Genomic DNA, 21,301 nt, shown 5'->3' with positions numbered 1-21,301 from the left:
TTTAATTTAATCAATTTTTTTATTCCAGCCAAATTTGTTCTACTCCAAATTGCATTTTTAATTCTTCAATAAATTCCGGAGTAGACGGAATTCTGATTTGAGGCGAAGTTTTAATTATATAAGCCGTATCCTCATCCTTTGCATGAATATAAACATCGCAGTTTCCTGTCCTTTCATACAAAAAGTCCTTTAAACCGGTTAATTCTTTTTTGGAAGTTATATTGGGATCAAGCTCGATATGGACTTCGCTTAAAGCTTTTTGTTGTAATTTATCGATTTCTAAGATCTCATCTACCAAAAAGGAGTGAGAATCTCCATTGCTGTTGTCTATAGAACCTGCAAAGCCGCAAACGGTTTCAGGCAAGAGGCTTGGGCGGTATTTTTCCCAAGTTTTTGGAAAAAACACCAAATCTATTGTACCGTTTAAATCCTCAAAAGATCCGAATCCCATCATTGCGCCTTTTTTTGTTTGATGTTGACGTACTCCCGTCAGCATTCCGACAAGGATATACTTTTTTTTAGATATTGCCCGTGAAAGATGCGAAATATCTAAGGTTGCGGAATTATTTATTACTTTGCGGTATTCATCCAAGGGGTGTCCGGAAATATAAAATCCCATAAGCTCTTTTTCAAGGCGTAGTTTTTCTTTTTGAGGGAATTCTTCTATTTTTTCAAAAACAAAATCCGAAAATTCCTTTATGCCGGAACCTTCAAACAAGCTCCCTTGTCCTGTGTTTTCATTTTCTTTTTTTTGAGAAGCATAAGCAACAGAAGCATCTAAGTTTACCATCAATGTAGAGCGCTCTTCTCCCAAACCGTCAAAACATCCTGTTTTAATCATTACTTCAAGATTTCGCTTGTTTTGTGTGTGAAGATTGTTTCTTTCTAAAAAATCTATAAAAGACTTGTATTTGCCGTGTTTGCTTCTTTCCTCTGCGAGTTCATAGGCTGCCTGCATTCCTACTCCCTTTATTCCCAATAAGCCGAATATTATATTTCCGTCAGCAGAAACGCTAAAATAGGGATCGGATAAATTTACATGGGGGGGAAGAATTTTAATTCCCATTTTTTCTGCCTCTGAAATATACTCGGGGAGTTTATCTGTTGAGGTAATTTCGTTAGTTAAGTTTGCCGCCATAAATTCTGCAGGAAAATGAGCTTTAAGGTAGGCTGTTTGAAAGGCTAAGACCGAATAGGCTGCAGCATGGCTCTTATTAAAACCGTAACCGGCAAAAGGAATAAGAATCTCAAAAATTCTATCAGCGTCTTCTTTGGAGAATCCTTTTTCCTGTGCACCTTTAATAAATTTCTCTTTTTCGGTTTTCATAACCTCTATTTTTTTCTTACCCATAGCACGGCGGAGTATATCGGCTTGACCCAAAGAGTAACCCGCAATTCTTTGGGCTACCTGCATAACCTGTTCCTGATAAACGATAACGCCATAGGTTTCCGATAGGATATCCTCAAGGCATGGATCCGGATATTTTATTTTTGTGTTATCGAATTTGGACTCGATAAATTGATTGATATAATCCATGGGGCCGGGACGGTACAGGGCATTTAAGGCGATTAAGTCTTCCATTTTTGAAGGTTTTGCTCTTTTTAAAATATTTTGCATTCCTTGACTTTCAAATTGGAAGACGGCTGCAGCCTTTCCTTCACTAAGCATTTTAAAGGTTTCGCTGTCGGAATAATCTATATCTGCGATGGAGAATTTTTCCCATTCCTTTCCGCGCTTATGGATAAGGTCCTCGGTATGTTTTATTAGGGTTAAGGTTTTTAGACCTAAAAAGTCCATCTTTACAAGACCGCAGTTTTCTATTAAGTCCATTGTAAATTGAGTGGCAACCTTTCCTGTTTTTGAATCCTTATATAGGGGCACATAGTCGGTTAATACCGTTTTACCTATAACGATGCCGGCGGCATGTAAGCTGGAATTTCTATTGCGGCCTTCAAGAGCTATACTGATTTCAAAGAGCTCTTTATATTGGGGGTCTTCCGACATTTCTTTTAGTTCTGGTACCACATCGACGGCATATTTTAACGTAACTTCTTTTATGCCGTCGGTTAAGGGCTTAGGGGGTATGAGTTTTGTAATGGAATTTACATCTGCAAGAGGAATATTTAAAACGCGGCCTACATCTTTTACAACAGCTTTTGGTTTTAAGGTACCGAAAGTAATTATTTGGCCGACATTTTCATCTCCATATTTTTGACGGACATAGTCTATTACTTCTTGACGCCTTTCAAAGCAAAAGTCAACATCGAAGTCAGGCATTGAAACTCTTTCGGGGTTTAAAAATCGTTCAAAAAGAAGATTGTATTTTAAAGGATCTATATCGGTGATACGCAGAGAATATGCAAGAATGGAGCCTGCTCCCGAACCTCTTCCGGGGCCTACAGGAATACCGTTGTTTTTTGCCCAGTTTATAAAATCCCATACAATTAAAAAATATCCGACAAAATCCATTTTTATAACTATATCAAGCTCATAGTTGAGCCTTTCCGTTATTTTTTCGGTTATTTCAGGATAGCGTTTTTTTAAACCTTCTTCGGCCAAATGGCGGATATAATCTTCTTTTGATTTAAAATCTTCAGGAATCTTATATATCGGAAGAATGGGGCCCGGCTGGGGGATTTCTAAATTACACATTTCTGCTATCCGGACAGTGTTTAAAGCAGCCTCAGGATATTCAGGAAAAAGCTTAGCCATCTCCTCTCCTGATTTAAAGTAAAATTCACTGCCTTCGAATTTCATTCTGTTTGTATCGCTTCTTAGCTTCTTCATGCCGATACACATGAGAATATCTTGGGCTATATAATCTTTTTGTTCTATATAGTGAATATCGTTGGTTAAAACCAAAGGAACGCCGACTTTGCGAGCCATTTCGATTAAAAGTTTTGAAGCTTTTTTTTCTTCAGCTATTCCATGGTCTTGAATTTCGATAAAATAGTTTTCATTGCCGAATATTTTGCGGTACTTTCTTACATGGGCTTCAGCTTTTCCTTTTTCTCCGTTGAGTAAAAGAACGGGGAGCTCTCCGGCAAGGCAAGCCGATAAGCATATAAGGCCTTTTGAATGTTTTTCTAAAATTTCATCATCTATGCGTGGTTTATAGTACATACCCTCGGTATAGCCCTTTGCACAAAGAACCATTAAATTACGGTAACCTGTTTCGTTTTTTGCCAATAGGATGAGATGATAATACTTTTTTTTCCCCTGAGTTTCTTTTTTTTCAAAACGGCTATCAGGAGCTACATAGAACTCGCAGCCGATTATAGGTTTGATATTTTTTTCTTTGCAAGCATTATAAAAATTTATAACGCCGAACATATTTCCATGATCTGTTAAAGCAAGAGCCGTTTGGCCCAGCTGGACAGCCTTTGCAGCAAGGCCCTTAACCGAAGCCGCTCCGTCTAAGAGAGAAAAGTCCGAATGAACATGCAGATGAACAAAATCGTCAGCCATAAGGCTTTAAGACTACCATAAAACTTTTTTTTTTGCAAGACTTAGAAAAAAATCTTCTTGATACATATTATTTTTTTTTAAGACTTGTCTAAGTGTTTTTTTTATGCTAGACTAACCGTATATTCCATACAAATATTAGGAGGTTTTATGATGAATAAAATAATTGAATGTGTTCCAAATTTTAGTAACGGCCGCGATCCTGAAGTTTTGGAAAAAATTATAGCCCCTTTCCGCGGAAAAGAAAAGGTAAAACTGCTTGATTATGAGTCCGACAAGGATCATAACCGCTCTGTTGTAACTGTAATCGGAGAACCTGAAGAGTTAAAAAAAGCTGTAGTAGAAGCTGTGGGTATAGCTGCAAGCCTCATAGATTTACGCAAGCATGAGGGTGCTCACCCCAGAATGGGCGCTACGGACGTTGTACCCTTTATTCCGATTAAAAATTCTTCAATGGAAGAGTGTATTGAACTTTCTAAAGAGGTAGGAAAACTGATTTGGGAACAGCACAAGATTCCGGTATTCTTATATGAGAAATCGGCTTCAGCACCTGATCGGGAAAATCTTTCTACAATCCGAAAAGGTCAGTTTGAAGGCATGGCTGAAAAGGTAAAGCTGCCTGAATGGAAGCCTGATTTCGGCGGAACGGAAATTCACCCTTCGGCAGGTGTTACGGCTGTCGGCTGCAGAATGCCCCTTGTTGCCTTTAACGTAAACTTGGCAACCAATGACCTTTCAATTGCTGATAAAATTGCAAAGAAGGTCCGTTTTATAGGCGGAGGTTTGAGATTTGTCAAAGCGATGGGAGTAGATCTTTCCGAGCGCGGTATTGTTCAAGTTTCTATGAATATGACGGATTATACAAAAACATCTCTTTATCAGTCATATGAAATGGTAAAAATGGAAGCTAAACGCTATGGTGTAAATGTTGCCGGAACTGAAATTGTAGGACTTACACCTATGGCTGCCTTAATGGATGTAGCCTCTTATTATCTCCAAATTGAGAATTTTGAATTTAGTCAAATCATTGAAGCAAGATTACTTGAATAGATGGAAAAGCCGATTACTGTTAAGTAATCGGCTTTTTTTCTATTTTTTGGGAGCACTTGTAAGACTCCAATCTCCTGCATTGTGATTTATTAGTTCAAGTGAGACTCTTTTAATCATTTTTGCCGGTGTTATATTGGCCTGTACGGCATTTGAAATATCTCCGTCAGGCTTCCAAAGTCCTTTTTCAGATGCTTGATTTGCTGCATATTCAACTTCCGGTTTTCCCCAGTTTTCGTCTGTAGGATTTCTAAATAAAACTGCATCTTGAATCTCTCCGGTATAGGGCTGCTTGATAAGGACTGCATTTGTTTTTTTGGGTGTAAATTTTTTGAATTTTCCCCAGAAGCAAATTGCCTCTTCTCCTTGGTCTAAAGCATTGCACCCATGAGATGAAGCAAGACTGCCGTCTTCAGGCTCTGAACCGTCTATGGGTAAAAACCAATGGTAAACAATTATTTTTCCTTCCTCTACTTCGAATGGCGGAAATGTGTAGTCTGCCTCCTTCAAATTTCCGGTATTTAAAAGCTCGAAGCCGAATAGATTGCCTCTTTTTTTTACTTTAAATTTTATAAAACCCGGATTTGAGGTAGACCCGACTTTTAAGGCAGAAAATACAAGTTCTGCAGGATTGTTATTAGCTCCTTTAAATGGGAGCTCAAAATCAAGCGATTGATTTAGCCCTGATTTAATGGTTCCGCAGATTTTAAAATCTTCACCTATTTTAAATTGAACCAGAGGAATAACTTTAAAAATCGAAAGATTAGAATTCTCATTTTCTTGAGGCTCAAGCTTTTGAATAGAACATACGGCTTTTTCACCGTCTTTTAACGCATGTATTTTTAGATCATCCGCTGAGCCTTCAAAAATAAGGCTTATCTCATTATCTTGGGACTGTTCAAAGCTTTTGAGAGTTATGCCGTCATCAATTCCTGAAAAAATTGAAATAAAGCCCGGCTGTTCAATCATTCCGCTGCATGAGACACATAAACTCAAAACAGGCATAAGAAGTAAAAAGAATCTTTTTGTCATATAAGACCTCCTACTTATCTTTTATGTTTTTTTTGAGTTTAAGAGTAAAAATTAAAATTATTTTTAAGAATTCTTATTAAATTCTTGTAATTACAGACTCAAAGGGGCGTAATACCTTTTGTTGAGGGTTAAAGTTTCTATAATTAAATAGAATCGGAAGACCTCTAACCTCTTCACTTATCTTCTGAGCCTTGCCTGACATATTGGAAACAATAAAAAAGGTTTTATCGCCTTTTTTGCGGTAATATGCAAAAATATCTTTTCCTAAATCAACAAATTCTATATCGCCTGACTGCAAGGCTTCTTCCGTATTTCTCAATGCTATCAGCCTCTTGTAATAGTTAAAGCAAGAATCAGGCTCGGAAAGATTCTTCTTTACATTTATCTCTTTATATTTTTCGTTAAGCCGGAGCCAAGGCTTTACGGTACAAAATCCCCCGTTTTCTGAATCATCCCAAGGTATGGGAGTTCTTGCATGGTCCCGGGCATAGTTCATGGTCATTTTAAATGCCCGTTTTTTACCGAATTTAAGACGGCGGAGTGTGTCATAAATATTCTTTGTGGCTATATCATCGATTTCATCCATGCTTTTAAAATCGGTATTGGTAAGCCCGATTTCCTCGCCTTGATAAATAAAGGGCGTTCCTTTTTGGGTTAGAAGAACCGCTGCGAGCATTTTGACGCTTTCTTTATAGTATTTTCCCTCATCCCCAAACCTTGAAACGGAACGAGCCTGATCGTGATTTTCAAAGAAAAGAGGAGTCCACGGCATTTTAGTCTGCCATTTTTTTAAGATTTTAATCATTCGGAAAGGCTTATATTTCCGTTTTAAAACCGGAATTTGAAACCAGCAGTCTACCCCTGTGTGGTGTTCAAAAGGAAAAACAAGAGTCAATTCGTCCTGAATAAAATCTTTAGCTTCTTCTAAAGAAACATCCATAGTTTCTCCTACGGTAAAGGCATTGTAGGGTTTTAGGACATCTCTATTTAATTCTTTTAAAATATCGTGGCAGCCCTTTTGAGAAAGATAAAACTCTTTGCCTGTTTTAATCCTTCTTTTTTTTGCATCCTCATAAGAGGTTTTATAAATGCAGTTTATAACATCGCAGCGGAAACCGGCAACACCCATATCCAGCCAGAATTTCAATATCTTTTTTACTTCTTCAATTACCGCAGGATTGTTATAGTTTAGATCCGGCTGATTTTCGGTAAAAAGGTGAAGATAATAGAGTCCGTTTTCTTCGCAATACTTCCATGCAGAACCTAAAAAAAGGCTGTCCCAGTTATTGGGAGGCAGCTTTTTACCCTTTACAAGCCTAGGTTCTTTCCAAACATAATAATTATGGTAGGGCGATTCGGTATTTTTTGATTCGATAAACCACCTGTGCTGATCGCTTGTATGGTTTATAACCAAGTCCATCACAATCTTTATATCCAGTTTATCCGCTTCTTTTAATAGAGCCTTAAAGTCATCCATGGTGCCGAATTTGGGGTTTATATCGCAATAATCGGAAACATCATAGCCGTTATCATAATCGGAGGATGCGGTTACGGGAGAAAGCCAAATTGCCCCTATACCCAGTTCCTTTAAATAAGGCAATTTTGAAATAATACCCTGAATATCCCCCATCCCGTCGTTGTTTGCATCACAAAAGCTTCTGGGATATATCTGATAAAAAACCCTTTTATTCCACCATTCCATAAGAGCCTCCTTATAAGCTTTTTACTTCCTGAGCCTGACTCCCTCAATGTCCGAGCTGAATAACTCTCTCAAATCGTTTAAGCCAAGGGCCATAAGGGCCATTCGGTCAATGCCTATTCCCCAAGCCAATACGGGGACATCAACTCCCATTGTTCTCGATACTTCGGGGCGGAGGATACCTGAGCCGCCAAGTTCGAACCAGCCTAAAACGGGATGTTTTATATGCACTTCAATCGAAGGTTCGGTAAAGGGGAAGTAGCCTCCGACATATTTAACCTCAGTAGCGCCTGCTATTTCGACAGCAAACATTTTGAGGATGCCTAAAAGGGTTTTTAAATTAACCTCATCTCCTAAAACTATTCCTTCGGTTTGATAAAAGTCGGACAAGTGGGTAGCATCCACCTTATCGTACCGGAAACATCTGGCTATGCCGAAATATTTGCCGGGTATTTTTGCCTTTGCCAGCTGATGGGCTGAAAGAACCGTGCCTTGGCTTCTAAGCAAGAGGCGCTTTGTAAAGTTTCTATCAAAGGAATAATTCCAGCCTCGGCTTCCTGTATTTCCGCCTGTTTCGTGGACTTCGGCAACGCGGGATAAAAAGGGCTCTTCAATACTCTTTGCATGTGTCGGATTTTTTATGTAGTAAACGTCATGAATATCGCGGGCAGCATGGAATTGGGGCATAAAAAGAGCATCCGAGTTCCAAAAATCGGTTTCTACGAGAGGACCGTCAAATTCTTCAAAGCCCAAACCTACGAGCTTGTCCTTTACTCCCTCCAAAAAGTCGCAATAGGGATTAGTCCTTCCCGAAATTATACGGGCAGGCGGAAGATTTATATTGTAGCTTCTAAATGTTTGATTTTTCCAGCTTCCGGTTTTTAGGCTTTCGGCTGTAAGCTGTCCCGTCTCATCTCCGGTTATACCCTCTGCTTCAAGTTCTTTTTGAATGGCTTCTACCTCATCCGTAAAGGAGTAAACAACCGAATCCCGCTCTACAATCTTATAGGGGCTGTCTGCGGCTCCGCGTTTTTTTGCAATGGTAGCTATTATTTTTAACTCTTCGGCATTTAAGCTTTCTTCCGAAAGAAGATTATCGGCTGCTTCTTTTCCCTTTTTTAATAAGCTTTTTAGCAGTTCTAAGCGGCCGGAAGAAGGCTCGGCAACAAAGGAGGCTTTTTTTTCTTCGTCCATTTTAACGGCGCCTTCTTTTGAAAGGGTTCCGAAGGCTGAGCCTACATCTTTGTTGGCAAGGCCTAGGGCTTCGGCAATTTCAGGAAGGCGTAATTTGCCTTTTTCTTTTAAAAGAGAAAGAATTCGCTGTTCGGGCATTCCATGTTCTGCAAAATCTTTTCCCAGTTCGGTAAGTTCAAAGAAAATCTTTGTTTTTCTGCTTTTTTCTTGAACAAGTTTTTTCATTTGAAGCCATGAAAATACCTGATTTGCATGACCTTCTTTATAATCTAATTGCTGTTCCAATGTTTTTGTATCAAGGTCTTCATTTTTTTTGAATTTTTTTAATACCTTAATTTCAAGAGGGTGAAGGTTTTTTATAATATTTTTTATGTCCATGTTTACTCCGAGATTCCTTCTATAAAAAAGATAGAGGATTATACCATATTTTTAAGTCTTTGTACACAATATTTTTAATTTTAATATTTGCATTCTAAATATTTATATGATATACTCTTCCTTACATTTATTTATTAAATGTCCGGAGGTTTATATGCAAGGTATAGCACTTATTATTACATTTGTTATTGCTATTGCTCTTATGATTTTCGCTATTTCAAAGCTGAAAATTCATCCTTTTTTATCGATTATGGGCATTTCGCTCCTTTTGGCTCTGGCCGCAGGAATCCCGCTGGTAAAGATTCCCGGCACAATAGGAGCCGGTTTTAGCGGAACTTTTACAAGTATCGGTATTGTTATTATTCTTGGTGCCCTAATCGGAACAATCCTTGAAAAAACAGGAGCAGCCCTAAAGCTATCTGACATGGTTATCAAGCTTGTAGGTAAAAAGCATCCTGAACTTGCTATGTTGATTATGGGCTGGATAGTTTCAATTCCCGTATTTTGTGACAGCGGTTTTGTTATTTTAAACCCGATACGCAAGGCTCTTGTTCAAAGAACAAGAATTTCGAGCGTTGCAATGACTGTAGCCCTATCGGCGGGTTTGTATATTTCACATGTATTTATTCCGCCTACACCCGGGCCTATCGCAGCTGCAAGCTCTCTCGGCATAGGAAACAACCTTCTTTTAGTAATCGGTATGGGAGCCCTAGCTTCTATTTTCCCCCTCATTGCAGGTTATTTTTTTGCAAGATATATAGGAACTAAGGTAAAGGCTTCAGAGGACAGCGCTATAGATGAGGTTTCACAATCCTATGAAGAATTGGTTGCAAGTTACGGATCTCTTCCAAACGGTTTTAGTTCCATAGCCCCTATTGTTGTGCCGATTGTCCTCATGGCCCTTTCTTCCGTTGCTTCTATGGCAAATATTAGCGGTACCGGTGCCGATATTTTGAAATTCCTGGGAGCTCCGATTATGGCCTTAGCAGTAGGTCTCCTTTTCGGTGTCATACTTTTTGCAAGCAAAAAAACAGCAGAGGATTTTTATATTATCACAAATGAAACCTTAAAGGTTGTAGGCCCCATTCTCTTTGTAACTGCCGCAGGCGGTGTTTTAGGCAAGGTTATAGCTTCATCAAGCTTAGTAGCTTATATTACTGAACATGCTGCCGTTTTAAAAACCGTCGGCATTTTCTTCCCATTCCTTTTGGCTGCTATCTTAAAATCTGCACAAGGTTCATCGACGGTTGCAATTACAACCACGGCAGGAATCCTTGCTCCTCTTATGGCACCCCTGGGCCTTGCTACCGTTCCCCTATCGGCCTTAACCGTTATGGCAATCGGAGCCGGAGCAATGACCGTTTCTCATGCAAACGACAGTTATTTCTGGGTAGTCACAACCTTCGGCGGTCTAAAGGCTGAGGATGGATACAAGACTCAAACCCTTATGACTCTTGTAATCGGTATTGCCGCAATTATAGGTATATTTATCATATCCTTATTTTTATAGAACGATTTAAAAGAGGTTAAATCTATGAAAAAGATACTGCTTATCCCCGATTCCTTTAAGGGAACAATGAGCTCGGCTCGAATATGCACTTTGATGAAAAATGCGATAAAAGAGATTTTCCCTGAAGCTCAAACTCTTTCAATCCCTGTCGCAGACGGCGGGGAGGGCAGTGTCGAAGCCTTTTTAGAAGCTATAGGCGGCATAAAAAAAACGGTTAAAGTCAAAAATCCTTTTTTTGAAGAAATGGAAGGCTTTTACGGTATTTTAAAAAATGAAGACCCGAATGTCGAAAAGACTGCCGTAATTGAAATGGCCGCCTGTGCGGGCCTCCCTATTGCGTTGGGAAGGCTTAATCCATCCCTTACCACGACCTATGGAGTAGGTGAACTCATAGCCGATGCCCTTAAAAACGGCTGTACAAATATTATAATCGGTTTGGGAGGAAGTGCGACAAATGACGGCGGCTGCGGAGCTGCAGCAGCCTTGGGAGTCAAGTTTTTTGATAAGGAAGGAAAAAGTTTTATTCCGGCAGGCGGAACTTTAAAAAATATTGAACGCATAGATATGACCGGCTTAAATCCCCTCGTAAAAAAAGCAAGATTTACGACTATGTGCGATATAGATAATCCTCTTTTCGGAAAAACCGGAGCAGCCTACATCTTTGCTCCGCAAAAAGGAGCCGACCCCGGCATGGTTGAAGAACTCGACCAAGGACTAAAACATCTGGCCTTGGTTGCAGGAAAAACAGCATCCCTCAATTCCGGTTCTGAAACGGCAGAAATCCCCGGGGCTGGGGCTGCCGGAGGCATGGGCTACGGAACTCTTGTCTTTTTAGGTTCCGAGTTAAAAATGGGTATTGAAATTGTTCTTGATACGGTTGACTTTGAAAAAAAACTGGATAATACCGATTTTGTTTTTACGGGAGAAGGCAAATTGGATAGTCAAAGTTTAAGAGGAAAGGTTGTTGCAGGCGTTGCCCAAAGAGCCAAAAAGAAAAATGTACCTGTGATAGCTGTCGTAGGCGATGCAGAAGAGGGTATAGACGATATTTATAAAATGGGAGTTTCCGCCGTATTCAGCATAAACCGTCTTGCCGTACCTTTCAGTCAAGCAAAAAAAACAGCCGAGTCGGATTTGACCTCAACAATGAAAGATGTCTTGCGCCTAATCAATATTTTATAAATAATGCGGTATACGTAATTTTTCCTGTTGAAATTTGCTTTTAAATTGGCTATATTGCAATTATATGCTGTTCGCCACTTCAACTTGAAATTAGGAGTATCCATATATGAAAAAAATTTTGCGGATTTTAACGATTGCAGCGGCACTGACAGCTGCTGTATTACTTACAGCTTGTAAACAATTTCTGGATGATCCGGAAGATTTTTTCGCCTATTGGTCGACAGAGTCATATGTTAAAGACTATACTATCGATAAAGTATATAAAAAAGATGCGAAAGACTTATTGTACATACCGTCATCGGAAGATATAAGGGCTACGGTTAAACTGCACAATCCGAATAAATTTACATTCACTATGCCTACTTCTTCTGCTGATGCAGGAAAGGTTATCCGCTTTCCCGGATTGTCGCTGCAGCCTGAGTCCGGCACGGACTATACATTAAAGCAGACGGCACCTGATACTCTCATTCTTACATATAAAAAAGCTTTTTTACAGGCTCACGAATGGAGTAACGGAAATATCGGGGCCGAGCTTACCCTTGTTTCCACAGACGGCAGAAAATTCAATAGAAAATTCGATTTGAGCCTAAAGGTCGACACTGCTCCTGTTTTAGAGTACGCGGGGATCGGAAAAACGTCTGATGCGGACGGCAACCATTACTATGTGCTTTTATTCCGCGCAAAAGATATGGACACAATGATAGGCGGTCAGAGTGTACATAAAGACATTAACACAATGAATATTACGGCAGGCGGCGTGTTACTTCCGGCCATTACTTTGAGCGTAACAGGTACGGATTTTGCAACAGGCGGAGACCTTTTAGCTCCAGGTGCCGTAAGTACGCTCGACACGGCCCATCCGCTTCCTGCGGGGAGCGGTCTTCTCCGATTAAAGACCGATGTTAAACTAGGAGGGGCTGTAAAAACATACGCCGTCAGCATAAAAGACGCACAGGGCCTCAGTTCTAATGTTATAGAGGTAAGTACCCAAAAAAATAAGCTCTCCGATGTGGAATTGTTTGACGGCTTAACCGCAATAACGGGAACAACGGAAAGCAATCCGAAGACATTTGCAGGTATAAGCGGAAAAATATTGACTGCAAAGACTGTACAAAGCGGAGCCGGTATAACTGGAATAATCTATAAGAAAAACGGCAGCAGCTGGATGCAGATAGGCAGTGAGACGGTAAGCGGCACAACGAGCGCCGCGGTAAACTTGCCGGCTCTCGCCGCAGACGAAAACGAAGCGCTATACAAAATTACCCTGAAAGCGCAATTAAGCGGCTATGATGACAGCAATGAAAAACCTTTTTTTATTAAGCTGTTATGGCGGGAGCTTCCCGTCCTTAAACTAATGCAGGACTTTAACCACAGCGATCCCTATTTGCACTGTATTTCCGCAGCCGCTAAAGGATATGTTTCCGAAGACATCGTACCCGATGCAGGAAGCTATGATGCTGCAAAGCCGCTGCTTATTTATAGTTTAAACGGAGCGGCAAAGGTTGTACTATCTCCGCGTGCAGACAGCGGTGCAACTGTAAAGTATAAACTGAACGGCGGAGCCGAAACTTCATCAGCTGGAGAATTACACATATCATTAACTGGTGCAGCTTCATTCACTCTCAACGTATGGGCTGAAAAAGACTCCTTAGCAGGCCCTGAAATTACAGTGCATATTAAGGTTATAAATGCTGTTACCGCTTACGGCGAGCTTAAAAACGTTGTGAAAAATTCTCCTGCCGGAAACGAAATTCAGATTAACATTGACGGCAACCTTACAGCTCCTTCCGGTGATACCGAAATAGCTGTATCGGGCGGCAAAAATCTTAAACTGATACCCAAATCAGGCAGTCCGATTTATACAATAAATGCAGACGGAAATGGACGCATTTTCAAAATAAGCGGAAGCGGCACGGTGCTTAATCTGAAAGACATAAAACTTGAAGGAGGAAATGCAAGTACCGGTGGGGCGGTTTACGTTGAAGATGGAGGAATACTTAAACTGACACGCAACACCCTTATCACCCCCTCAACGGGCGACGATACAAATACGCGGGGCAAAAACGATGTGTATCTTGCAAACGGCACTTCGATTCAAGTAGACGGTACTTTGAGGAGTAACGAGCCTATTATTGCCCGCATTACGCCAGAACAGTATAGCGATACAAATACGGTGCTTACGGGCGATATAACAGCAGGTATAGTGAAAAACTACACCAGATTCAGCGTAACACCGCAAGACTCGGAGTATGTATGGAAAATAAAGAGCGACGGAAAGTTGCAAAAGCTAAACACAACCGTAAACGGCTCGGATAGCGGCGCATGGGAAAAATTGCTAAAGCTTGTGCAGGATGCCCCCGAAGGCAGCACCATAACCGTAAACGGAGAAATTAAAGCGACAAGCGATTTCGGCAACTCAGGCGAAATCGTCATCGATAAAGACCTCACGATAAAGGGCAAAAACGTAGCGGTTTCGGATATTCTTAACGCAAACTCGGGCGGTGCGGATGCCCCCGCAGCGAAGCACCGCATCTTCAACGTGGCAAGCGGTGTAACCCTTACCCTTGAAAACCTGACGCTCACAGGCGGAAAGGTAGCCGGGACTGGTGCTGCAGGCGACGGCGGAGCTATCTACGCAAGCGGCACAACCGTTATCCTAACAAACTGCATCATTAAGGGCAATGAGGCGCAAAACGGCGGCGCAATCTACGCAACAAAGGACAGCAGCACTGCCTCCACCGTAATCATCAAAGGCTGCACCATAGGCGGCACGGGCGCAGGAGAAGCAAACAAAGCGGACGGCAAGGGCGGCGGCATCTATGTCGGCGGGAAATGCACATTGACGCTTCAAAATGGCGCAGATGGCAATGGTGCTAAGATTATCGGCAATACGGCAACTAACGGCGGCGGCGTTTATATTGCATCCGGCGGAACCCTTAACTTAAGAAAAGGACAACTTTCTTTTAATAGAGTAACAGATACTCCTAAAAAAGGGATCGCTGTATATAACGAAAATGGCACATTTAACTGGACGGGAGGCACAATTGAAAACCATGGGACGGGCGGCTCTGTAATTGAAGGCCATTGCAATAATACTTCCGGTCATACTGCAAACTAACCTTATAGGCTATAGTAATCACTGTCGGCAGCCGCTTTCCCCCTCAAGGCGGCATAGCCCCAGTCTATGGGTAAAGCGGTTCTCCGCACGGGTACTCGAGTTACCCTATAGTTTTTTCAATCTCTGCTTCGGGAAGGCCGGTTATTTCTTTAATTAAAGCTATATCAACGCTTTGCGCACGCTGCGATTAAATAAATGAATAGAAACCGGATAGCCTTGTTTTTTCAGCTGAAGTTCTATATAAAAAGCTTGGACTATAAATAAAAAGAAAGCAGCCCGAAAAGGAGGAGAAAGGGCTGCTTGTGAATAGAATAATAGTGTGTATCTTCTGTGTGTGAATTTAATATACTTAATTTTTAAATAAATGTCAAGCGGTTTTACGAAAAATACATGGAAATCAATTTTGTAATATTTTTTTGATAAAAGATATATCCATGAGAGCTTTAAACATAATGTGTGACAAAGAAGATTTAGGTGCATTTTTTTGTTTGTATCGCGAGACCAAATTTAACGCCACTTTCCGTCCTATGTTCAAGGCTTGTTGTAGATTTTTATCTAAAAGCCGACAAAAGTCTTCTCTAAAATGAACATCTAATAACCAATGCATGGTTTCTACAACCCATTCTTTTCTTGCTATATCCAATAGCTGTTGAGCTGTAAGTTTTCTGCTCGAAATATAATAATGCCATTCATCACTCTTTCCTTTCTTACTCTTAAACTCTGAATGAATAGCTCCAATACAGCTTAACCCCTCCCATTCATCCGTATTATCCATCCAACCTAAATTAGTTGTGCAGAAGGCTGTTCGCTTTTCAACTCTTTCACGATTTTTTTCACTTTTACAAGCCGTGTCCATTTGTTTTCTTAGAATTTCATCTTGAACATATTCTTCAATATCCGCTTTTAATAAAGGCTGGTTCCCTTTACCGACAATAAATAGTCCCCTTTTCCTTCTTTTATGATTTTGCCGTTTCTTTTGACAATTTAAGGCATCTGCAACGATTATATGCCCTTTTATATTAAGAGTTTTTATAAGAGATTGAACCGTAGGTATCTCATTTGTCTTTCCTTTAACACACTTTTGTGCCAATGTTATACCAAATTCTGCAACTTGTGCAGAGACTATGTGCAGCGGACTTTCATAGCTGCTCATTTTATCTGTTGAACGGATAGTTTTTCCGTCTATCGCTATTGTAAGAGGCTTTTCTGTACCGTATTCTTTGATAAGAGCTTCAGCCATATTCATAAAACATTCGTTTAATGAGTCTATGTTTATCAATTTAAGTAGACAGGTTAGCCAATAATAGCAAGGTATCTTTTTTATGCCGAATTCTTTATTGAGCCTATCTTTTATAATGTCGGCAGTTGCCCATTCGTGTATTTCTCTAATGTTTTTACGGCCGCAAAGAAGTCCAAGTAGTAATATTTTTAAAGCTTCATTTACGCTGTAAAAATATCCGTCGTAATTGCTTATTATTTTGATGTCGTTAAAGTAATCAAATATATTTTCTATTTCCATACCTACATTATCGGCAGTTTTTAGTAAAATTGATTTCCGTGCGAAAAATATTGTTAATCGGCAAAACAATCATAAGGGGCCGTTTTATCAAATATAAATCCTTTTTCATTCCATTTTGGAATAACATCAACATGCGCAAAGACATCCTTCACTTTATCCGTAAATCCGTTATGGGAAGTAAATACATACTTAATTCTATTTAAATCCAGTTTTTCTTTTAATGCTTTCAAGGATTCAATATTCATTTCACTGTTGTAGTTAAACAGATCAAAAAAACACCATCCGCCTTCTTGATTCAGCGCAATGGAGTCTCCCGTAAAAAGCAGTTCGTTGTCGATTAAATACATTAAATGCCCGAGAGTATGACCGGGAACTAAAAACGGCTGAATTGTCAAATCACCGACGGAAACGGATTGGCCGTCTTTAAGAAGGTGATAATTGTCTTTTATTTTCACGGAATTTTTTAATCCGAACGGGCCGATTTTTTTACGATATATGGTATTTGTCAGATAATTTTCTTCAATTTCGCCTAGATAAATTTCAGCGTTAATAAAACAATTCTCACAACGAATATCCAAGCCGCCTGCATGATCCGGATCTGCATGTGTAAGAAACAGCGCCTGAACCGCTTTAGGATCGATTCCGATTTTTTTACATCCCGGCAAGAGAGCATGATGATTTTTGTATCCGGAATCTATTGCGATCAGAGTGTTACCTTTGCGGATAAAAAAGATATTAACATCGTACTCTCTTACGCAGCTTACCGTTTCCGTCAATTTTCCGGTTTCCGCAGGATGAAAAGCTCCTTTTCCTCTATACAGTTTCGGAACAACGTGAATTGCAAAATAATCCATCAAACTCATAAAAACACCTCCTATATTAATATATGGGCATTTCTAAAAACTGAAGTTTTTAGTTCCTACTTATTATTTTAGCAATCACTTTGTAAGTTGTCAAGCCTGCGCATTGCCTCAACACAGAAATCAATTTTGTAATATTTTTTTAATAAAAGAGGTATCCATAAGAGCCTTTTAAATCCAAGCGTTGTCTTGCACTTTAGTTTTGAATAGGGTATACTTATATTATCGCAGATATATTGGAGGTGTGATAAACAGCTCGGCAGGAATTCTGCCTCACTGTTTATCTGACGAGTTTTGTGCAAAGCACAAAACATCGCATATTGTATGCGGTTTGTAAACAAACCGCTTGAAAAACCTTTTTTCGGAAATTGATATTTCCTGCAAAAGGTTTTTATTGGAGGTGAAGATGAGTGTTCATATAGCTGCAAAACAAGGAGAAATTGCCGATAAAATTCTTCTACCGGGAGATCCTTTGAGGGCGGAATTTGTTGCAAACAATTTTTTGGAAAATCCTCAATGTTATAACAAGGTTAGAGGTATGTTGGGCTTTACGGGAACCTACAAGGGTGTAAGGGTTTCGGTTCAGGGAACCGGAATGGGGCAGCCTTCTTTTTCGATCTATGCAAATGAGCTGTTTAACGAGTACGGCGTACAAAGGGCTATCCGCATAGGAACGGCCGGAGCCTTGCAAAAGGATATGGGCCTGCGGGACGTAGTTTTAGCTATGTCGGCCTCTACCGATTCGGGTATTAACACGCACCGTTTTAGGGGTTGTCATTACGCTCCTACCGCCGATTGGAACTTGCTAAAAAATGCCTATGACCATGCTCAAAAAATGGGAATTAAACCCTTAGTAGGTTCGATTGCCAGCTCTGATGTTTTTTATGATGACCTTGAAACATGGAAGATGTGGGCCGCTTACGGGGTTTTAGCTGTCGAGATGGAAGCTGCAGAGCTTTATACTCTGGCTGCAAAGTATAAGCGCCAAGCCCTTGCCGTTCTTACCATTTCGGATAATGTCGTTACACAGGAGCAGACTAGTGCCGAAGAGCGGCAAACTACCTTTAAAACCATGATGGAAATTGCCTTAGAGGCAATAATAGCTTAACCGCTCTAAGATTTTAAACCGCGACTACCTCGGTAACTTCGGGGAACATGTCCTTAAGCTGTTCTTCAACACCCATTTTAAGAGTGTAGATAGCCATAGGACATGAGCCGCAGGCTCCCTTTAATTTAACATAAACTTTTCCGGCTTCATCAACCGAATCAAGCTCTATATCTCCGCCGTCTGCCTGTAAATAAGGCCTAACCAAGGCTATGCCTTTTTCGATTTCTTCTTTAACCAACATAATGACCTCCCATAAAAAGTCAACAAACAAAATCGACTTTCTTAAAAAAAATTAAAATAGATGGCAGATAAAAATTAAACTGCAAGATTCATACGGTTGTATGTTCCTTTCATCTTTTCACAGTCAAAATCTTCTTTATTGCTGAGCATTGCCCATACAATCTCTGCCAACTTCCTCGCAGCGGCTATGATTGACTTTCCGCTGCCCTTATGTGTTTTCATATATTCATAACGCTGCATTAAACGCCAACAGGCAGTATCTTTGCAACGTCTTATACCCATTACCAATTGTACAAAGCTCACTCTTAATTCCTGCGGGCCTCGCTTCGTAATTTTTCCATGCCTAATACTTTCATTAGAATCAGACACCCATGGAACAAGTCCGCAAAAGGCTGCATATTTTTTTGCACTTGCAAACCTTCCCATATCCTCAGTATAGGCTCTTATAGTCCATGCCGTTATCTTTCCACAACCTCGTATACTCAAAAGACGATTTACCATTTGATCATCCTTTGTCAATTCTGTAAGTTGTTTTTCTATTATCTTGACACTTTCTTCCATTTGCCTTATAATTTCAAACATCAGTTGTACTGATTGTGCCTCGAGCACGTTGTCGTTATTCGACTCAAGGACGTCCAGAACTCTCTGGTGTCCTTTTTTACTTTGTAGGCTCCTGCTTTCATCTTTTAGCCCCATACTTACCAAAAGAGCATGAACTTCATTCTTTTGACCTACTATCGAGCGAACCAGCCTTTCCCTAGACTTTAAAAGCCGCCTCATATTTTCAGTTTCTTTACTGCAAAGATAGCTTTCAGGTAGCATGTCTTTTGAAAGAAACTCTGAAATTGTACAAGCATCATGCTTATCAGTTTTTTTAGCAGATTCAGTTATAACCTTGAACTTCAAAGTATTTATGACTGTAACTTCTGCCCGGCTTTTCTACCTCGTGTTTGAAAAAACGGGTGTTCCCTGTTGATTCAACTCCAATTTTTACAACAGCTCCGATTTCTTTGTAAGCTTTTATTCTTGTCATAAAGTCGGCATAACCTTTGTCATCAGTTTTATATTGTCTTATCTGATTTAGGGTTTCAGACCTTTCTTCCGTTCTTACATGAACTGTAAACTGTGTTTTGTGCAAATCCACGCCAATAAAAAATGTCATTTCGACCTCCCTCCCTTTGTGTTTCAGCGGAAAGTCTTTTCGGTAATATATTCCAATCTCCCATTCAGTCTTTAACGACTACTGTATGATGCGGCAAAAGCTCTTCATTCTCCCATTCGGAGGTCATTGCCTCCACTAAACATGACGAACTATTGCCTGGTTTCCACTGAACTTCTTTTTAGTTCAGTTTATCACATTACCGTTTGTTTGTTTACTATTTTATCATACCTCCCATTATCTTAATAAATACTTTACAAAATATACAAAAAATAATAGGATAAAGCAAGGCGAAGCAAGCTATTAGATATTTTTAGTTACCAAATAGTTAAAACTCATAGCCGATGCTCATTTTTATAAAATGATTGTTTTTGTAGCGGCCTAATTTACCGCTTTCTTTGCCGCCGAAAAAGCCGAGGCCTAGATCGAAGTCGATTGTGCCTATAAGCCACGAAAGTTCGGGGTTTAGCATAAAGTCCGCATCTTCTATTCCTACAAGAGCGTTGAGCTTCCATTCAAGGGAGCCTCGTACCAAGGTTTGAGAGATGGAGAAAAGGAGGCGGGTATCGGTTATAGGGCTTCCCTTTTCCGTGTCGAGACTGAGTTTATCTTGATTTATTCCCGAATTTAAAAGTCTTACGGTTTCGGCAGCTTGAAGTCTTAAGTTTATATTTTTAGGAAGAGCGTATAAAAGGCCTAAATTCCATGCAAGGTTCGGGTTGTATATATCGGGATTGTTTCCTTTTAAGTCAGCGGTTATGTTTGCAGCAAATTCGGCCTGTACTGTAAACTGTCCGAACATTGCCTCATAATCGGCCCCGATTTGATGATAGCGGTTGTATATAAGCTGAGCATTTTCAAAGACCTGTTTGAATTCCGCTTCGGTGGGGGCGGAAGGTTTATAGTCCGATTTAAAATTAGGCTCATGTAAAAAGCCCGTAAAATACTGAAAGCCTAGGTCGTGTTTACCGCCGATTGTCAAGCTATAACGCAAGCCTCCTTGGGCATAGTCAAATGTGTTTGTCTTTATACCTTGCAAAAAACGTTTTTTCTTTGCTTCAACTAAGGCCTTATTGGCAGAAAAAGGTAGAGCTTGCGTAATGTTTGCAAATGTGTTTTTTTCCCATCTGCCGTCTAGGGTAAATTCATCGGCTTCAAAAACCGGAAGATATGCAAACTCAAGCTTCATTTCTTTGGGCAGATAGGCCGAAAGAAAAAAAATCGGAGAAGCTTTTTTAATTTTTTCGGGATAGAATTCATAGGGCTTGCTGTAGTCCTTGGGGTTTACAATATCCAAAACACTTAAAAAATTAGCTCTTCCCCAGTTTATTTTTTTGATTCCTCCGCCGAAAACTACAGGGCCTGTGAGGGCTTGTACATAGGCTTCGTCAATCCATGCAGGAAAAAGAGGATTGGGAAAGAATTCGGCTGTTTCGCCCATTCCGGCCGCAAGAGTTTTGGCATTTAAGTTTACCGAGGCATAGGCTTCGGCAAGGGGCGACTTTGCTTCTAAATGGAGATGACCCCAAAGAGGGAAGGGCGGTTTAAGGTTTTCAGGCTTTTTAAAGGCATCAAAGAAGACCTCCGTGCCCGCATAAAAAGCACCGCCGAAATCTATGCTGAATACGCTTGATTCGGTTCCGCTTTCTTCATCATCAAAACCGAAATCTCCTAAGCTGTCATCTTCGCTAAAAATCAATGCACTTATAGAAAGGATAAAAACTAACGTAAAGAAAGACTTTTTCATATTGTAAAATACCTTATGGGAGACCGTAACTCAATTTGTGTT

General features: G+C 40.2%; 15 protein-coding genes. 5 read left to right on the top strand and 10 right to left on the bottom strand.

The features are described 5' to 3' along the window. Positions 1–19: 19 nt before the first annotated feature. Positions 20–3,469, bottom strand: coding sequence for a DNA polymerase III subunit alpha (gene dnaE / locus E4N78_RS00315; protein ID WP_255811144.1), 3,450 nt, complete (start codon positions 3,467–3,469; stop codon positions 20–22). Positions 3,470–3,616: 147 nt separating this feature from the next. On the opposite strand from dnaE, the gene ftcD reads away from it, so the two are divergent. After that, positions 3,617–4,516 (top strand): glutamate formimidoyltransferase, encoded by a 900-nt coding sequence (gene ftcD, locus E4N78_RS00310; RefSeq protein ID WP_255811143.1) that lies wholly within the window; start codon positions 3,617–3,619, stop codon positions 4,514–4,516. Positions 4,517–4,555: 39 nt separating this feature from the next. Here the strand turns inward: ftcD and E4N78_RS00305 are convergent, their stop codons facing one another. The 3 genes from E4N78_RS00305 to pheS form a co-directional block, all read right to left on the bottom strand. Next, entirely contained in the window at positions 4,556–5,545 is a 990-nt protein-coding gene (locus E4N78_RS00305; RefSeq protein ID WP_255811142.1) for a lipoprotein TP_1001-related protein, read from the bottom strand. A 76-nt stretch (positions 5,546–5,621) separates the two neighbouring features. After that, complete coding sequence (locus E4N78_RS00300; RefSeq protein ID WP_255811141.1) at positions 5,622–7,247, bottom strand: alpha-glucosidase; 1,626 nt, start codon at positions 7,245–7,247, stop codon at positions 5,622–5,624. A gap of 21 nt (positions 7,248–7,268) precedes the next feature. Next, the gene (gene pheS / locus E4N78_RS00295; RefSeq protein WP_255811140.1) at positions 7,269–8,816 is read right to left on the bottom strand and encodes a phenylalanine--tRNA ligase subunit alpha; all 1,548 of its coding nucleotides are present in this window, start codon (positions 8,814–8,816) and stop codon (positions 7,269–7,271) included. Positions 8,817–8,970: 154 nt separating this feature from the next. Between pheS and E4N78_RS00290 the strand changes: the two genes are divergently transcribed. The 3 genes from E4N78_RS00290 to E4N78_RS00280 all read left to right on the top strand — a co-directional run bounded on the left by E4N78_RS00290 (position 8,971) and on the right by E4N78_RS00280 (position 14,626). Further along, on the top strand, positions 8,971–10,326 hold the full coding sequence (locus E4N78_RS00290; RefSeq protein WP_255811139.1) for a GntP family permease: 1,356 nt from the start codon (positions 8,971–8,973) through the stop codon (positions 10,324–10,326). A gap of 24 nt (positions 10,327–10,350) precedes the next feature. Further along, complete coding sequence (locus tag E4N78_RS00285) at positions 10,351–11,508, top strand: glycerate kinase family protein (protein ID WP_255811138.1); 1,158 nt, start codon at positions 10,351–10,353, stop codon at positions 11,506–11,508. A gap of 106 nt (positions 11,509–11,614) precedes the next feature. Next, complete coding sequence (locus E4N78_RS00280) at positions 11,615–14,626, top strand: right-handed parallel beta-helix repeat-containing protein (RefSeq protein WP_255811137.1); 3,012 nt, start codon at positions 11,615–11,617, stop codon at positions 14,624–14,626. A gap of 397 nt (positions 14,627–15,023) precedes the next feature. Here E4N78_RS00280 and E4N78_RS00275 read toward each other — a convergent pair whose 3' ends face one another. Together E4N78_RS00275 and E4N78_RS00270 are read right to left on the bottom strand one after the other, a co-directional pair. Then, positions 15,024–16,145: an ISAs1 family transposase gene (locus E4N78_RS00275; RefSeq protein WP_255811136.1), complete on the bottom strand. Its 1,122-nt coding sequence runs from the start codon at positions 16,143–16,145 to the stop codon at positions 15,024–15,026. Positions 16,146–16,198: 53 nt separating this feature from the next. After that, positions 16,199–17,008: an MBL fold metallo-hydrolase gene (locus E4N78_RS00270; protein WP_255811135.1), complete on the bottom strand. Its 810-nt coding sequence runs from the start codon at positions 17,006–17,008 to the stop codon at positions 16,199–16,201. Positions 17,009–17,411: 403 nt separating this feature from the next. Between E4N78_RS00270 and deoD the strand changes: the two genes are divergently transcribed. After that, complete coding sequence (gene deoD, locus E4N78_RS00265) at positions 17,412–18,113, top strand: purine-nucleoside phosphorylase (protein WP_255811134.1); 702 nt, start codon at positions 17,412–17,414, stop codon at positions 18,111–18,113. Positions 18,114–18,126: 13 nt separating this feature from the next. Here the strand turns inward: deoD and E4N78_RS00260 are convergent, their stop codons facing one another. The 4 genes from E4N78_RS00260 to E4N78_RS00245 all read right to left on the bottom strand — a co-directional run bounded on the left by E4N78_RS00260 (position 18,127) and on the right by E4N78_RS00245 (position 21,259). Then, on the bottom strand, positions 18,127–18,354 hold the full coding sequence (locus E4N78_RS00260) for a NifU family protein (protein ID WP_002681558.1): 228 nt from the start codon (positions 18,352–18,354) through the stop codon (positions 18,127–18,129). A 74-nt stretch (positions 18,355–18,428) separates the two neighbouring features. Beyond that, positions 18,429–19,259, bottom strand: coding sequence for an IS110 family RNA-guided transposase (locus E4N78_RS00255; RefSeq protein WP_255811133.1), 831 nt, complete (start codon positions 19,257–19,259; stop codon positions 18,429–18,431). Then, positions 19,237–19,515: a hypothetical protein gene (locus tag E4N78_RS00250; RefSeq protein WP_255811132.1), complete on the bottom strand. Its 279-nt coding sequence runs from the start codon at positions 19,513–19,515 to the stop codon at positions 19,237–19,239. Before E4N78_RS00250 ends, E4N78_RS00255 begins: the two co-directional genes overlap by 23 nt. 325 nt (positions 19,516–19,840) lie before the next feature. Then, a complete protein-coding gene (locus E4N78_RS00245) occupies positions 19,841–21,259 on the bottom strand; it encodes a hypothetical protein (protein ID WP_255811131.1) in 1,419 nt (472 codons plus the stop codon). Between the last annotated feature and the right edge of the window lie 42 nt (positions 21,260–21,301).

The organism is Treponema denticola (genome assembly GCF_024400535.1).
Classification (GTDB): domain Bacteria; phylum Spirochaetota; class Spirochaetia; order Treponematales; family Treponemataceae; genus Treponema_B; species Treponema_B denticola_C.
The sequence above is the reverse complement of the archived record's forward strand: the minus strand, read 5'-3'. Positions and strand labels throughout refer to the sequence as shown.

Coding starts and splice junctions, on each gene's coding strand:
- dnaE (WP_255811144.1), bottom strand. CDS start 3,469: ATGGCTGACGATTTTGTTCATCTGCATGTTCATTCGGACTTTTCTCTC.
- ftcD (WP_255811143.1), top strand. CDS start 3,617: ATGATGAATAAAATAATTGAATGTGTTCCAAATTTTAGTAACGGCCGC.
- E4N78_RS00305 (WP_255811142.1), bottom strand. CDS start 5,545: ATGACAAAAAGATTCTTTTTACTTCTTATGCCTGTTTTGAGTTTATGT.
- E4N78_RS00300 (WP_255811141.1), bottom strand. CDS start 7,247: ATGGAATGGTGGAATAAAAGGGTTTTTTATCAGATATATCCCAGAAGC.
- pheS (WP_255811140.1), bottom strand. CDS start 8,816: ATGGACATAAAAAATATTATAAAAAACCTTCACCCTCTTGAAATTAAG.
- E4N78_RS00290 (WP_255811139.1), top strand. CDS start 8,971: ATGCAAGGTATAGCACTTATTATTACATTTGTTATTGCTATTGCTCTT.
- E4N78_RS00285 (WP_255811138.1), top strand. CDS start 10,351: ATGAAAAAGATACTGCTTATCCCCGATTCCTTTAAGGGAACAATGAGC.
- E4N78_RS00280 (WP_255811137.1), top strand. CDS start 11,615: ATGAAAAAAATTTTGCGGATTTTAACGATTGCAGCGGCACTGACAGCT.
- E4N78_RS00275 (WP_255811136.1), bottom strand. CDS start 16,145: ATGGAAATAGAAAATATATTTGATTACTTTAACGACATCAAAATAATA.
- E4N78_RS00270 (WP_255811135.1), bottom strand. CDS start 17,008: ATGAGTTTGATGGATTATTTTGCAATTCACGTTGTTCCGAAACTGTAT.
- deoD (WP_255811134.1), top strand. CDS start 17,412: ATGAGTGTTCATATAGCTGCAAAACAAGGAGAAATTGCCGATAAAATT.
- E4N78_RS00260 (WP_002681558.1), bottom strand. CDS start 18,354: ATGTTGGTTAAAGAAGAAATCGAAAAAGGCATAGCCTTGGTTAGGCCT.
- E4N78_RS00250 (WP_255811132.1), bottom strand. CDS start 19,515: ATGACATTTTTTATTGGCGTGGATTTGCACAAAACACAGTTTACAGTT.
- E4N78_RS00245 (WP_255811131.1), bottom strand. CDS start 21,259: ATGAAAAAGTCTTTCTTTACGTTAGTTTTTATCCTTTCTATAAGTGCA.